Annotated in this window: 16 protein-coding genes; 3 read left to right on the forward strand and 13 right to left on the reverse strand. The window is 31.1% G+C overall.

Annotated elements, in window-relative coordinates:
* Positions 1–265: 265 nt before the first annotated feature.
* Positions 266–1,273 carry a YeiH family protein gene (locus tag U472_RS02495; RefSeq protein ID WP_245684724.1) on the reverse strand — a complete coding sequence of 336 codons (1,008 nt, stop codon included), beginning with the start codon at positions 1,271–1,273 and terminating at the stop codon, positions 266–268.
* Between the two features lie 339 nt (positions 1,274–1,612).
* Here U472_RS02495 and U472_RS02500 point away from each other — a divergent pair, with 339 nt between their 5' ends.
* Positions 1,613–2,521 (forward strand): LysR family transcriptional regulator, encoded by a 909-nt coding sequence (locus tag U472_RS02500; RefSeq protein ID WP_083189707.1) that lies wholly within the window; start codon positions 1,613–1,615, stop codon positions 2,519–2,521.
* A gap of 31 nt (positions 2,522–2,552) precedes the next feature.
* Here the strand turns inward: U472_RS02500 and U472_RS02505 are convergent, their stop codons facing one another.
* The 8 genes from U472_RS02505 to U472_RS02540 all read right to left on the reverse strand — a co-directional run bounded on the left by U472_RS02505 (position 2,553) and on the right by U472_RS02540 (position 10,333).
* Complete coding sequence (locus U472_RS02505) at positions 2,553–3,107, reverse strand: hypothetical protein (RefSeq protein WP_068715179.1); 555 nt, start codon at positions 3,105–3,107, stop codon at positions 2,553–2,555.
* Positions 3,108–3,121: 14 nt separating this feature from the next.
* On the reverse strand, positions 3,122–4,645 hold the full coding sequence (locus tag U472_RS02510; protein ID WP_068715181.1) for a hypothetical protein: 1,524 nt from the start codon (positions 4,643–4,645) through the stop codon (positions 3,122–3,124).
* A 799-nt stretch (positions 4,646–5,444) separates the two neighbouring features.
* On the reverse strand, positions 5,445–6,230 hold the full coding sequence (folE2, locus tag U472_RS02515; RefSeq protein ID WP_068715183.1) for a GTP cyclohydrolase FolE2: 786 nt from the start codon (positions 6,228–6,230) through the stop codon (positions 5,445–5,447).
* A 123-nt stretch (positions 6,231–6,353) separates the two neighbouring features.
* The gene (locus tag U472_RS02520; protein ID WP_068715322.1) at positions 6,354–7,100 is read right to left on the reverse strand and encodes a radical SAM protein; all 747 of its coding nucleotides are present in this window, start codon (positions 7,098–7,100) and stop codon (positions 6,354–6,356) included.
* Positions 7,101–7,107: 7 nt separating this feature from the next.
* On the reverse strand, positions 7,108–7,563 hold the full coding sequence (locus U472_RS02525) for a 6-pyruvoyl trahydropterin synthase family protein (RefSeq protein WP_068715185.1): 456 nt from the start codon (positions 7,561–7,563) through the stop codon (positions 7,108–7,110).
* Between the two features lie 153 nt (positions 7,564–7,716).
* Entirely contained in the window at positions 7,717–8,391 is a 675-nt protein-coding gene (queC, locus tag U472_RS02530) for a 7-cyano-7-deazaguanine synthase QueC (RefSeq protein ID WP_068715187.1), read from the reverse strand.
* A 179-nt stretch (positions 8,392–8,570) separates the two neighbouring features.
* Positions 8,571–9,335, reverse strand: a complete 765-nt coding sequence (locus U472_RS02535) for an acyl-CoA dehydratase activase (protein ID WP_068715189.1) — start codon at positions 9,333–9,335, stop codon at positions 8,571–8,573.
* Entirely contained in the window at positions 9,332–10,333 is a 1,002-nt protein-coding gene (locus tag U472_RS02540) for a 2-hydroxyacyl-CoA dehydratase family protein (RefSeq protein WP_068715191.1), read from the reverse strand. The genes U472_RS02535 and U472_RS02540 overlap by 4 nt, the downstream gene beginning before the upstream one ends.
* Positions 10,334–10,773: 440 nt before the next feature.
* Here U472_RS02540 and U472_RS02545 point away from each other — a divergent pair, with 440 nt between their 5' ends.
* Together U472_RS02545 and U472_RS02550 are read left to right on the forward strand one after the other, a co-directional pair.
* On the forward strand, positions 10,774–11,355 hold the full coding sequence (locus U472_RS02545; protein WP_068715193.1) for a class I SAM-dependent methyltransferase: 582 nt from the start codon (positions 10,774–10,776) through the stop codon (positions 11,353–11,355).
* Positions 11,356–11,392: 37 nt separating this feature from the next.
* Positions 11,393–11,692, forward strand: a complete 300-nt coding sequence (locus tag U472_RS02550; protein ID WP_068715195.1) for a hypothetical protein — start codon at positions 11,393–11,395, stop codon at positions 11,690–11,692.
* A gap of 46 nt (positions 11,693–11,738) precedes the next feature.
* On the opposite strand, the gene U472_RS02555 is transcribed toward U472_RS02550, so the two are convergent.
* The 4 genes from U472_RS02555 to U472_RS02565 form a co-directional block, all read right to left on the reverse strand.
* Positions 11,739–13,403 carry a bifunctional diguanylate cyclase/phosphohydrolase gene (locus U472_RS02555; RefSeq protein WP_068715197.1) on the reverse strand — a complete coding sequence of 555 codons (1,665 nt, stop codon included), beginning with the start codon at positions 13,401–13,403 and terminating at the stop codon, positions 11,739–11,741.
* 67 nt (positions 13,404–13,470) lie between these two features.
* On the reverse strand, positions 13,471–13,596 hold the full coding sequence (locus U472_RS16095) for a cyclic lactone autoinducer peptide (protein WP_083189710.1): 126 nt from the start codon (positions 13,594–13,596) through the stop codon (positions 13,471–13,473).
* A 49-nt stretch (positions 13,597–13,645) separates the two neighbouring features.
* The gene (locus U472_RS02560; protein WP_068715199.1) at positions 13,646–14,281 is read right to left on the reverse strand and encodes an accessory gene regulator ArgB-like protein; all 636 of its coding nucleotides are present in this window, start codon (positions 14,279–14,281) and stop codon (positions 13,646–13,648) included.
* Entirely contained in the window at positions 14,271–14,732 is a 462-nt protein-coding gene (locus tag U472_RS02565) for a hypothetical protein (protein WP_068715202.1), read from the reverse strand. The genes U472_RS02560 and U472_RS02565 overlap by 11 nt, the downstream gene beginning before the upstream one ends.
* Positions 14,733–14,929: the final 197 nt, after the last annotated feature.

Consider the following 14,929-nt stretch of genomic DNA (forward strand, 5'->3'; position numbering starts at 1 on the left):
CTTCCCCCTTTTTCAAGTAGCCCATAATCAAAAGAATTAGACATAACCAAAGTCATCAGGTGATAAATAAGGCATAAAATTAATATTATTCTTAACAGAATTATTATTAGGTATTTTGATTAAATATTTGTCCTTTATGAGAATTATTCCTTTTATTATATTATACATTTGCTGATAGAATATTGTCAATATTATCTAAAATTAAGATTAATTAAAAAAGTAGGTCGAGAAATTCGACCTACTTTTAATCTTTACTGTACATTCTCTATAATATTGATTTGATTAAAAATACAATAAGTACTATCTGTCCTAGAAAGATAAACCCACCTACTAATAAAGCTTTAGGTCCTTGTTTAAGAAGGCTTGATAACCTAATCTTCAGTCCTACTCCAGCCATAGCAATAATCAATAATAATTTACTTAAAGATTTTAAATAATTACTCATAGTCTTAGGAAAAATTCCAAAGCTTCCTAATAGACTGAATATAAAGAATCCAATAATAAAAATTGGCAGAGAAAGCTTACTTTTAAAATTGGAATTATTCGTTCTATTAGAAAGAGTAACCAGTAAGACTACTGGTGCTAACATCAAAATCCTACCCATCTTAATTACAGTAGCCAATCTACCTATCTCTTCATTTAGAGAAAAACCTGCTGCTACTACTTGACCTACAGCTTGTAAGGTTCCACCAATCATCAGACTACTACTAACTTCTTCTAATCTTAGCAGATGTACCAATAAAGGAAGCAAGAAGATACCAATAGTCCCTAAGAGGTTAACTACCCCAATAGATAAACCAATCTCCTCTTCCTCCTTAGATACAATAGGTGCTACTGCAGCAATCGCCGATGAACCACAGATTCCATTTCCTACTCCAAGCAAGATACTGAAACTAGATGATAAACCTAATAATCTACCGAAAACAATACCCATCACTATAGCACTAAATACCATAATTACAATAATAATAATAATAGATAATCCTAATTCACCTATAACAGCCAATTCTAACTTCAGTCCCATCAACATAATAGCTAAAGAGAGAATCTCTTTTTCAGCAAAACGAAGCCCTAGAGTATAACTATCACCTAAATTAAAGATATTACCTATAATCATCCCCAACAAAATAGCTACAGTAACTCCACCTATATTTGGTATCCAATTAGCTAGATACTTCCCTAGAAGAGCAATCATAATTGCTAGAAGTAGACCAGGTAACTTTTCACTTACCAACTTTAATCTGCTCTTTTCCTTATCTAGGCTATGATTCACCTGTATACACTCCTTTTATAATTTTATATCCTATTTTTAATACTATCAGAAAAAATAGATATCGCGACACTTTCATATCAATTGACAATTAATAATACACAATGACTAATTAAAGGATTAAGTTCTTAAAAACCATCAATCTAATAAACCACCTTAAATTTGATAAAATCTCCATTACTAATTTGTGTTTTAATAGTCTTAAGTGTAAATTAATAAGTGTTGCAACATCCCCATTAAGCGATAATATCATCTCTACTTATATTTTATTATCTGCTTTACCATTAGTAAAATAGTATGATATTATTAATTATATAAGTAATTGCTTATAGGAGGTGGCTGATGAATCTAAACTACAAGATTAATTTAAGAGAGATTAAAATTTTTGCAACAGTTTGTAAGACAAATAGTATGTCTGAGGCAGCTAGGCAATTATATATGACGCAACCTGCAGTTAGTCAAACAATTATAGATTTAGAGGAAAAATTACAGGTTAAATTATTTGAGAGAATGAATAAAAGATTAGTATTAACTCATGCTGGAGAGATACTCTTAAAATATAGCAAGAGAATAATTTTGATTATGGATGAGGCAGAAAATACTCTAGAGGATATAGCTAATTTAAAGGTTGGCAAACTAAGGGTAGGGGCAAGCATGACTATTGGTACTTATTTATTACCCTTAATTATTAAAGAATTTAATAAGAAATATCCAGAGATTAATTTAAATCTTGTTATAGACAATACAAGTGTAATTGAAGAGAAGATTCTAAATAATGATATCGATATTGGACTAGTAGAGGGACTGATTGGAGCTAAAGACATTTTCTTTGACTCCTTTTACCATGACAAACTCTTTTTGGTCTGTTCAAAGGATAACCCTTTAACTCAAAAGAAGACAATTGACAGAGAGGATATAGAAAATCAGCATTTTATCAGTAGAGAGGAAGGCAGTGGAACTAAGGAGATAATTGATAAGATTATGAATGCTTATAATATCAATTATCAAATTAAACATACTCTCAATAATATTGAGGCTATCAAAAAATCTATTAAGAATAATCTAGGTATCTCTATTCTCCCAGATATTGCCATACAGGAAGAACTGCTAAAAGGTGAGCTGATAAAGTTAAATCTCAGAGATATCCAGTTCCAAAGAAGCTTTAATCTTATTTATCATAAAGATAAAAATTTAACTAATCTATTGAAACAATTTATAGACCATATTAAAGGTTATCCTATCATTAAATAAAAAACAAGGGTACCTTCAGCCCTTGTTTTACCTAGTCTATATTTCTATAAGATTTAACCTGCATCTTAGCTTGATACTCTGTTAACTCTTCTAAGAAACCATTGATTACTATCTCCTTGCCTAGATAATTATCTAAAGAATGATATGTATCAGAATCCAGTCTAATGACTTTCTGTTCTTTAGTCAATAAGACCAACCCCTCTTTATCCTCCTCTAAAGTTCCTAAAACAGAGACCTCCTTATAATCGGAGCTGTATTCCACATCATATAGCTTTACATTGAACTTAGCTTGGGTTAACTTCCCATCCAAATTCAAATCTTCTACCTGTCCTGTTAAGGTTAAGGGTAATCCTTTTAGATTTCTTAACCTATCCTTTAAATCTCCAGTAATTAAGTATCTATTTCCATTCTGACCTTTGAAAATCAATAAACTCATTGTACCTGTTCCTTCTTCATAGATACTTCCCCCTAAAGTCTGATAGCCTTCCCTTAACCCTTCAGCCATTATCTTAGGAGAGCTCATAGCATATATAGTAAAGGTACTTAATAGCATGATTAGTAGACTCATCACTAATAATTTCTTCATTATTATTTCCTCCTTTAATTAGTAGTCTTATATATAACTACCCCTGTTCTCTTAGGTAAACTTATTATTAGGCTAGTTTCCACTCCACTACCATCAATCTTATAATACTTTACCCCAGTAGATTTTATCAGAAAAGAGTCTGAAGTAGTATATTGATCTAATGTAGCATAAGCAGGATAATATTCCAATGCAAAAGGGTAATTATAATTATTAAAGCTATTATTGCTATCATCAGTTATATAGTTGGTAATCATCCAATCAAGGAATAAGCCTGTAAAATCACCATAGTTATTAGAAATCACCTCTATTGGAGATTTAGAACTAGAGATTATGTCTTTGATAATACCAATACCAAATCGTTTATAAAGATAAAACGCAAATAAATTACTCGCACCATAATCACTTAATTGATTATTCCAATATACTAGTGACTCCCCTTGAGGATAATTAAAATAACCTCTATCACCTATACTATCTATAATTCTTCGATCACCACTATAACTATAGTATCCATTCAGATATTCAGCCAAGCCAGAAAATCCTTCATTAATCCAAGTATCAGTTAACTCTCTATTAGCATAAAACTTCTTCTCTATAAAAAACAATAAATGTTGAAATTCATGGGCTAAAGTACCAAGGGTCTGCTTTAACTCCATATTATTAATTGCCCAAGAGTTGATATAGAACATATCAGCCTCATTAGAAGCAGTAATTTCACTAGAACTATATACATCCCAAGGAGCAAAATACCCCATTGAAGTTCCATCACTTGGATCAGTATCCAGCTCTGTAATTAAAATTATAACCTTCTGATTGGAGTCAATATCATATCCTCCAGTAAAATAATCATGATTAGCAAAATATTTAATATCTGTAGGAAATATCTGATTATCAAATTCATCAGCAAAGGCATCCAATTTAGCTGATGATATAGAGACATTTTCATCGACAAAGATGTAGGCATAGTCACTCACCTTCTGGACAGTGGCTATAACAGTAGGTGGATTTGCTTGATTATAGGTATCTGCCATTTTAAATTCTTTCTGATCTCCAACTTGATATGCAAGTGATTGGATTGAGACACTATTATTTAATAATTTTGAAACACCATAATCCTTAAATAGCTTATCCTCAATCTGACGCATTGAAATATCCATCTGCTCTTGCTCTGAATTATTATTTGACTTACTTTCCTTCTCAATAACATCTCTTTTATTACTCTTCTTAATATTTTCAGCTGGGATTGATACTATATTACTATTCTTATCAAGCTTAAAATCTACTTCAATGTTTCCAAAAAATAAGTTACTTGAATCAGGATTAAAATCTAAAGGACTAATTGCTACAATTGCTGACTCACCTAATGCCAAGATTCCTAAATTGAGCTCTTTACTCTCGCCTTCAGAAAATATCTTTTTATATACCCCTGATGAATCATAATTAATACCAGTTTTAGAAGTCACCTTATCCTTTGAACATCCCAATAACCCTATTACTAAAATTAATAAAAATAAAATACTCAAAAATCTTTTATACACTCTATCTCCCCCCTTAGCAGATGACTAAAATACTTTATTTCTAAATAAAAAAACAGATTATCTCCCTTTTATATTCTTTGAGGATTAAGGTTACTATTTAAACTTCGATACTTATATTCAACTATCCTCTATCACTAACTATATTTATTTACTCAGCAATACAAACTAATATAAAAATAATAAGGAAGCTAAGGTCTCCCCTAACTTCCCTATATATTTATAAATTCAAGGTCTTTTTGACCTAATATCTTTTTTTAGAGTATTCATCTTCCTTCTTCTCTTTTATAGCTTTAGCAACTCTTTTAGCCTCTAGTACAGTCAACTCACTTTGAGAATCATAATAATAAGACACATTATCCCCTCCTTCTTTGTTAATTTTAATTACAATCTTTAAAATATATATTTTAATTTATTCAATAATAGAACTAAATTATATAAAGTAATAATAATTATAACTTAAGCAGGAGATAATAAGATATAGATTTGTGAATTTAGAATTGAACTTTATGGGTATATTACGACACTTTTCAGACCTCACCCCCTAGCCCCCTCTCCTACGATAGGAAGGGGGAATTAAAAATTTGGTCTCCCTTCTCCTAGTGTAGGAGAAGATGCTTTTTTCACGAAGAGTCTTACCTTGTAGACTCGTAGGGGGATTAAGGGATGAGGTAGATGTTTTTGAACTTAACTATTAGCTATATAATTTACATTGTACACTGAAGTTAAAAGTGTCCCATTATCTATATATTAAGATACATCTTAAAACAAAAAGAAGATCAAGTAACCCTGACCTTCTTGATTATTTCCAGTTTTCTAACATTGCATAAGCATCATGGGAATGAATAGACTCCTGATGCCTACTACTTACCCTAAACCAAGTAACCTTAGATTCTGCCTCTAACTTTTCTGCTACCAATCTGACAATATCCTCTACAAAGCGTGGATTCTCATAAGCCTTTTCAGTTACATATTTCTCATCAACTCTCTTTAAGATAGGATAAATCTCACAACTTCCTACCTCTTCTACCAACTTTATGATATCTTCTAGATAGATTAAATCTTTATATCTAATACTTGTCTTGACATAGCCTCGTTGATTATGGGCTGAGTAATTACTGATCTCTTTAGAACATGGACATAGAGTTGTTATCGGAACTTCAACTGTTAAAATCAAGTCATACTGACTATCTTTTAAAGAGCCTTCTATCCTACATTTATAAGGTGCAATACCACTATACTCTGAAACTGGAGCCTTCTTCTCTATAAAGTAATCAAAGTCCACTTCAAAGTAAGCATTATCACTCTCCATTCGAGTTTTAATTTCCTCTAACACCTTCAATATATCCTCTTTAAAATCCCCTATAGTAAATCTACCTCGATTTAATTCTGATAATAACTGAAGTAATCTACTCATATTAATCCCTTTTAATGACTTAGAAAGGTTAACAGCTAGAGAAAAGTCCCCTACTGTAGTCACTACTGCTCCACTCTTTGCTTTAATTCTAATAGGATGAGTTAAATTATTTACTCCAACCCGATTAATTGCAAATTTATAGTTACCTTTAATATTCTGTACATCCTTCATCTATTAGTACCTCTCCTCTCTATAGTTAATAGTTTAGAGTTGACAATTGACAGTTAAGTTCAAAAACATTAAGTTCTTTATTGTATAAGTTTTTTACTATTCACTATACACTATCAACTGAATCTATACTCCCTTTGCTTCTGGATCCCAGATAAACTTATGTAGTTGTAAGCTTAATCGAACTTTTAAATTGTTATTTATAAAATAAGGATTATTCTCCTTTAAAAATTCAACCAAAGATTCAGCTTCAATTGCTTGAAATACTGGAGAAAAATTTATTATCAGATTGGACTTGGCTAAGATATCCTTATATTTATCTATAACTTTCTTAGCATAATTTAAATCTTCATCATTAGCCACTACAAACTTCAACTCATCACCTAAAGTTAACTTAATAAAGTTCTCTGCAAAGATATTATGGTTTGACATCTTAGAGCTTGGTGGCTTGATATCTAAGGTATAATTTAATCTATCATTAACCTGTTCAATTTCAAATTCTCTCAGCTCCTTTTTACTATAAACTGGACAGCTACCATTACTTTCAATTCTAACTTTATAACCTTTCTTAACCAGATATAACGGTAGATAGCGCTTAGCTTTAGTAGTTTCCAAAGGCTCCCCACCAGTACAGATAACCTTATTACAGTTATATTGGCTTAATCTCTCTAAAATCTCTTGAGGGGTCAACCAGTCATAATTATCATCTGATAATTGATAACTATAGGTAGTATCACAATAGCTACACCTTAAATTACACTCTGCTACTCTAAGGAAGGTAACTACCTCACCTGCTGAGATACCTTCCCCTGAGATACTATTGAAGATTTCAACTACTGGAATCCTTACTTCTTCAAACTCCCTTATCTTCATCCTAATCCTACCTCTCTCCCCTAAATTCAGCATAACTTGTTGGAGTCTCCCACACCTTGATACTGACTAAATCTATATCAATCTCATTAAATTTATCTTCTAAACTCTGAAAGAAATAAATTGCCATCATCTCAGCAGTAGGTCTAAAGTCTACTGCAAAGACTTTTCTGTCAGCTTGCTGTAATATCTGTGCTAGTTGATGCTCTATCTCATCAGATGAATGGGTCCAATACATAAAAGAATGGTCTAAAGGACTAATTATCTCTTCTTTAACTATCTCTTTTAAATCCTTAAAATCAATCACCATTCCAGCTTTAGAGCCCTCATCCTCTAATGAACCCTCTTTTTTGGCTACAGTGACCTCCATCCGATAGGTATGACCATGGAGATTCTTACATAACCCTTCATGCTCAGCTAACATATGTGACATATCCCAACTAAATTCTTTAGTTACAGTTATCATTATTTCACCCCACCATTCTTTAGTTTACACTGCCAACCATCAACTATTTTTATACTCCACTGAATCCTCATATCCAGCCTCTCTACGAGTCCAAAGTTCAAGAGTCTCCGTGAAAATAATATTTTATATTTTAAGTTACAGTTAATTCTCTGCCTAATCCTGATATTTTAGTGGGTCTATATGACCTGCTTCTTCAAAGGCCTTCAACCTTAAGACACAGCTATCACAACTACCACAAGCCTGCTCTTCTCCGCAATAACAAGACCAGGTCTGAGCATAGTCTACTCCAAGTTTTATCCCCAGCTTTATCTCTTCAGCCTTAGTCATATTGATAAAAGGTGCATGAATTTTGATAGGCTTACCTTCTTCGGCACCACAGACAGTTCCCTTGTTAATTGCCTGCTCCATAGCATTGATAAACTCTTGGCGACAGTCAACATAACCAGAATAATCGACTTCACTTACCCCAATAAATACATCCTGAGCTCCAACCACTTCGGCATAGGAAGCAGCATAAGATAAAAATATCATATTTCTAGCAGGTACATAAGTAACTGGAATCTCCTTTCTCTGCTCATCACCTTCTGGGACATCTATACTCTGATCAGTTAAAGCTGATCCTCCCCAGGCACCCATATTAGTCTCTACTATAATATGCTCTTTTACTCCAGCAACCTCTGCTACATTTTTAGCAGATTGGAGCTCTTTATCATGCCTCTGCCCATAATCAAAGGAGATAGCATAAACCTCATACCCTTTAGATTTAGCCAGATATAATGCTGTTGTCGAATCTAATCCACCTGACAATAAAACTACTGCTTTCTTCATAAATACTTCACCTCTTTATTTTTGATTAAGATCTTATAGATTAAAATTTAAGACAGATAATGCGACACTTTTTATATTAGTTTACAGTGTACAGGTGACGGTTGACAGTTAAGTTCAAGACCTCTTAAACCTTCATAATATAAAGGGTTATCAAGTTCTTGATTTTTAACTGTCCTCTGTCAACTATTAACTATCCTTCTCCCATAATAACAACATCCAATTGCTCCATTAAATTGAGGATCATCTAATAAAATCAATTGATCATAATCCCTCTTTAAGTATTCTTGCAAAGCTCGATTATGGGCTACTCCACCAGATAAGACCAGCTTCCTTCCTCTAAATTTAGTCAAAAGCGGCTGTAATCTCTTATACATGGAGTAGTTTACACCTGCACAAAGTCTTGCTATCTCTACACCTTCGGCTATCTGTCCGATTAATTCAGATTCAGAGAAGACCGCACAAGTAGAGTTTAATTCTACAGGATTAGAATAATGCTTAGCCATTTCAGCTAAAGGTACTTCTAGTAAGTTTGCCATATTCTCTAAATACCTTCCACAAGAAGCTGCACATTTATCATTCAACTCTAAATCAACGATTAAGCCCTTCTCTACCTTCGTTACCTTAACATCTTGCCCACCTACATCTAGGAGGATAAAATCTTTTAATCCAGTCTGATAAATTGCTCCATAGACATGGGCTTTAATCTCATTAATCGCTTCAAAGGATTTAAGGTCTGTATTATTGCGACCATAACCAGTAGATACTTTACTTGCTACATTTCCTAGATTCAGCTTAGTCTCGTCAACTATTATCTTCCCTTCGAAGTTACAGTAATCTTTATAGAAGGAGAGAGTACTGACTTTGAATTTTTTTACAATCTGATTATCTTCCATAACAGCTACTTTTACTTCCCTACTACCTAAGTCTATTCCTAAAGTCTTCAAAGTCTTCCCTCCTTTAAATCACCTAACATATCTAAAAAAGCTTCTATTCTCAGCTTAGTCCTTGAATCCAATCTATTGAGCTTATCTCCACTAATATTTAAAATCGGTATATCCAACTCCTGCTTAATAACTATATTCTCTATCTCCCGATAACAGAAGGCTTGAGTATAATGAATTAGACCATCTAAGTTTCTAAGTTCAATTTCTCTTTTAATATATTTCAGCCTAAAATCTAAATCATAAACATAAGTATAGTCATAATATTGCTGATAGATATTATCATGCTCATCAGCACGAGGAAAGGCAAATTCCCGTTGTACTTCACTATAGACAAAACTAGCATCAAATTTCTCTACATACTCATAAATATCAATAGTCATAGGAGGAACACCGATAAAACCCAATCTTAACTTCTTATCAATCGGATTACGCTCTTTAATTTCAGCTATTAGGGTTTTTAACTCTTCTCCAAATCTATTAAAATCTCCATTAAAATCACTACTACTAACTTGATAGAGGTGATTCTCAAAACCAGTAGCTTTATTATCAAGATATGTTAATTTATCTAACCTTTTTACTAAAGCTCGAACTTTATTCAATTTCTCTCTAACATCTTCTACATCTTCCCTACTTACATTAAATAATGCCATGAATTTATCTAGAGCTTCCTTAACATCCTTTAATTGGTGGCTATGTGGATATGCAAAGGGATAAACTTTCACACCCTTTAGCTCCAAGACTTCCAGTAAAGCCCTCGTATTAGAGCAATCACCTTCTACTACACCAACTATCTCTTTAATTCCCTCTTTTAAACAGACTCCATAAATTCCTTTAATCCAAGCACATGAACTCTTAGGAAAGCCATCCTTTTCTGCTAAATCGATATATTCACTATAATCCTCTGACGTAACAAAGATGTTATTGAGATCTGTTACTTGATAACCTGCCGCTAATAATACCTCTACTGGAACAGTAGTTGTAATCCCAATCCTATTCATAATTCAACCTCCAAAAAAATAATAGAGGTACGCTAATGCACCCCTATTATAAAAATTATATATTCTATAATAAAAAAAGAGGCAACTCTGCCCCTATCTATATAACACGAAATAACTATCAAATATTTTATTTAATGATAGTTGCCCTAGTTTTATTTATAGACAGGATGGTGCAAATGAACTGTCTTATTCAATTTTTATCTGCTTTATTATAACATAGAACAAATAGATTAGGCAAGAAAAAATAAACACTAAAACCTACTTCCCCCTTCTAATCTAATAAATCATAATTATACAAAGCTTTGATAATCTATAAATAATTATTTTTTTATATTATTATATTCAAGCATAGACATAAGTTTTTATTATATTTTAATATTTTAGAGGGCAGTTTATAAATAACAATATATATTATAAGAAAGATGGTGAATTTATTTTTTATGGAACTATCACCGAAGATATACCATTGGCTAATCCGTCCTAAATACTTGGTCAACTTATATATTAATAACCTTATAAGTAATAATTTTAATCTTCATGATAAAAAAGTTCTAGACTTTGGGTGCGGTATAGGATCTAGCTGTTCCCTCTTTTCACCTGATAAATATTTAGGAATAGACCTTGATTCAAACAGAATTAAATATGCTAAAGAGTTATATCCAAAATACTCTTTTCGAAGTATTAAGGAGAAAGGTTTAAAAGATATTAATCAGTCCTTTGACTATATTTTGATAATTGCAGTTTTACATCATATCTCTTCAATAGATTTAGAAGATATTCTCATTGAATTAGCTGATTTATTAAATTCTAATGGGAAGCTATTAATAATTGAGCCTTATTACCATTTAAATTCACATTTTAATAATCACTTTATGAGCTTATTTGATAATGGTCAATATATTAGAACCATAGATGACTACCTCAAAATCTTTAATCGACAAAATTATAAGACTAAAATAATCAAAAAATATAAAAAGTTACTCTTTTATAATGAAATATTCTTCTCTGCTATGATTAATTGATAACAATATTGTGTAGATTAAAGGAGGTGAAATAATTGTGCAGGGTATTGATGAAAGAGGTAAAGCAAAATTTATTGATGGCAAACTAGATCAAATAAAAGATATTAAAATTTTAATTCATCCTGAAATTGTTCCTAAAGATGATATCGAAGGTACAGTCAATTTAATATCAAGAATTTATGAGGAGCATGATATTAAATTAGCTGAGCTATTAACCAGTATTGAAGTACACGGCTTAAGTCTTGAAGATACAATCCAGATATATTCAACATTATATAAACAGATCGAAGGCTCTGAAGTAGTGGTGATGAATAGAGATAAAGATATAGGACTATAAAAAATAAGCTCTTAAAAAGAGCTTATTTTTTGAAATTATTAAGTATTTAATTTAAAGAAATATTCTTCTCTGCTACTCTGGTAAATATCTTTACGAGGATAGGATCAAATTCTTTACCAGCTCCTCTATTTAATTCTTCAAGAGCCTCTTGTTTGCTCAAAGCAAAACTATATTGTCTTTTACTTGTCATCGCATCAAAACTATCCACAATCCTTAATATTCTAGCATAAAAAGGAATCTCATTCTCCTTTAATCCTTTGGGATAACCTGTTCCATCATAATTCTCATGATGATAAAGGGACATCGGTAAAATTTCCTGGCAAGATTCTAGAGGTTTAAGAATCTCTGCACCAATCTCAGGGTGTCTTTTTATTTTTTGCCATTCCACTTCAGTCAACCTTTCTGGTTTCATTAAAATTTCCCGTTCAATCTCAATCTTTCCTATATCATGAAAAAAAGCGCCATAGATCAACTTCTTCTTTTCTGTAGTTGATAATCCTAATTCCTCAGCAAACTCTCTCACATAGCCTGCTACACGATCTGAATGTCCATAGGTATACTTATCCTTTGCATTAATTATATTCAATAAAGTTCTTACTGAGTTAAACAATTTTCTTTCTGACTCTTCACTTTCAGCTGCTAGTTCATTTAAAGCTTCATAATAAACTTTAACTTGATCTTTTTGAGTAGTCTTAACTTGATATAAAGCATAGTCAGCCATATCAATTAATTCCTTCTTATTCTTTGCTTGCTCTGGAAAGGATGATATCCCTAATGAGAAGGTTGGTTTCTGCTCTAAAAATTCCTCATAGGGTATATCTAAATTCTCTTGTACTTTATCTTTAATTTTAGTAATCTTACTTAGAGTATCCTTCTCATCATAACCAAAAAATAAGAATACAAATTCATCTCCACCACAACGAGCAAAGAAAATATCCTCTTCTTCTATCTCTTCTTTAACCAGAATAGCCACATTTTTTAATAATTCATCACCTTTTTGATGCCCTAGCGAATCATTAAAAAACTTAAAGTTATCCAAATCCATTATTACCAAACTTAGTGCAACTTGCTTCTTTTCAGCTTTCTGTAACCATACATCTAATCTTCTTTGAAAATTAGCATAATTAGGTAATCCAGTTAAACTATCTGTAATAGCCATCTTCTCCAGGTGCTTCTGTATCCTTCTTTCTAAACCTATAAAGCCTCCAATCAACCAAGCAATCCAAAAAGATAAGATAATAAGTATTATATCAAAATCAAGATTAGAAAAGTCTCTCAAGGAATAGTTTAATAACAACAAATTTATAGTAGAATAACCTGCTACAAAAAAGCCAAAGCTTTGACCGTAATTAACTGTAGCTAAAATGATAGGAATTATATAATATACCTTTAAAAAATGCCTATTAAAAATCATATTATTATAAATTGCCAGAGAAATTAAAGTAATAAATATAACAAATAAAAAATAAGTCTTTTTTGTAGGAGTATCCATTATTGTCTTGCTATTTAAATATCTAGAGACAAAATAAATAAATAACATAAACATAAAGCTCATTAAAGTAATATAAGATGTAAGAGCAAATTGAAAATTGAAAACAAATTTTACAAACATTAATCCCATAAGTAATAAAGATATAATGTAACTAAAGGAAATATAATCTGTTAATTTGTTCTGTCTTACCTCTTTCCAATTTAAATTGCTATCATTCAATACATATCCCTCCATGTAAAAAAAGGTAAAAAGATAGTATAAATACTACCTTTTACTGTGATATAATTTATTCTTCTGGTAATTCAGGTTGATAGAAACCTCCACCACATGCTGAAGCAATCCCAGTTGATGCAATTGCCAATAAAATAGCAGCTAGCCCATTTACCAAGAATTTTTTTAATAAATTCTTCATTATTATCTCCTCCTTATACTAAAATAATTTTATTAAATACTAATTCATCCTATTTCGAGACAAATTTCACTTTAACCCGGTAATAAAGATTACATAACTTATAAGCTAAAGGATTAATTGAAGATACTTGAAACAATAATCCTAAAATTAGACTAACATTAATCAAAGCAAAGCAACCTTTATAAATATAAAATAAAAGAGCTACTAAGATTAATAAAAATATAGCCAAGATTAAGGATATTAACTTTAGTCTTCTCCTTTGCCTCTGATCTTTAATCGGCTTTTCTGGAACATCTGCTGGGCTCCATAAGAATAATGATATTATTATATAAAGAGAGCTAAGAACTAAAAATAATACCCAATTATTAAAAACTGATTCTTTAGCCCAGAAACTAATATAACCTAGTAAGTTAAAGAAAAAAGCAGTAAAGAAAGCGCATTCCCAAGGAGTCTTAAAATGAATTCCTCCTGAAACTTGTTTTAATAATACACCAGCTAATGAGATAAAGATTACAGAATTAAGAATACCCAATAATTTAGCTACAATAAGTGTAGTACCAAGAGACATAATTGTAGAAATTAATAATTCAATTCCAAATTTAATTCTACCTTGCTCTTTAGCTGTTAAATCCAATTCCTGAACAATATAATTATTAATCTTATTAACTGTCGTATCATAAATCATATCTTTGCTCCTTCTTATCTCTCATCCATAATATAACTATCCCCACTAAAAACAATAAAATAACTTGTGGTAGCACAACTATCGTTTTTATTAAAGGGTTTCTTATAAGCTCTTCAATTGATTTATCACTAATATAATGCAAAATATTTGCAGTAATAATCTCACAAAAAAACAATAAAATAAATGGTTTTAAAATAGAACTAAAACAGTCTAAAACCCTTCTCTGATAAAAATAATTTAATAGTACTGTATCTAGTAGAATAAGAAATATAGTGTGAAAACCAAAAGTTACTGGTAACATTCTAAATAAGTATACTGCTACTCCACTTATTAATCCTATAACTAATACTGTTTTCTTATCAATCTCTACCTTAAGAAATACCGTAGCTAAAAAAGCAAGTGCTGTTTCTTCAGGAATGAATTGTAGAAATAATGCAATTATATGCGACATCTATCTTTCCCCTCTCTTACTAAAAAATTCTATAAAGAGATAATTAAACATAAATTAAGAATTTCCTCCTTATTTTTTAAAATTATTTATTTGCTTCATTGTAAAATAAAATTGAACTAAATAAAAAATACCCATAGTGGACCGAACTGTAATATAATTGAATCACCATAAAACAAATAAATTACAGGAAGGTGCAC

Source organism: Orenia metallireducens (genome assembly GCF_001693735.1).
GTDB lineage: Bacteria > Bacillota > Halanaerobiia > Halobacteroidales > Halobacteroidaceae > Orenia > Orenia metallireducens.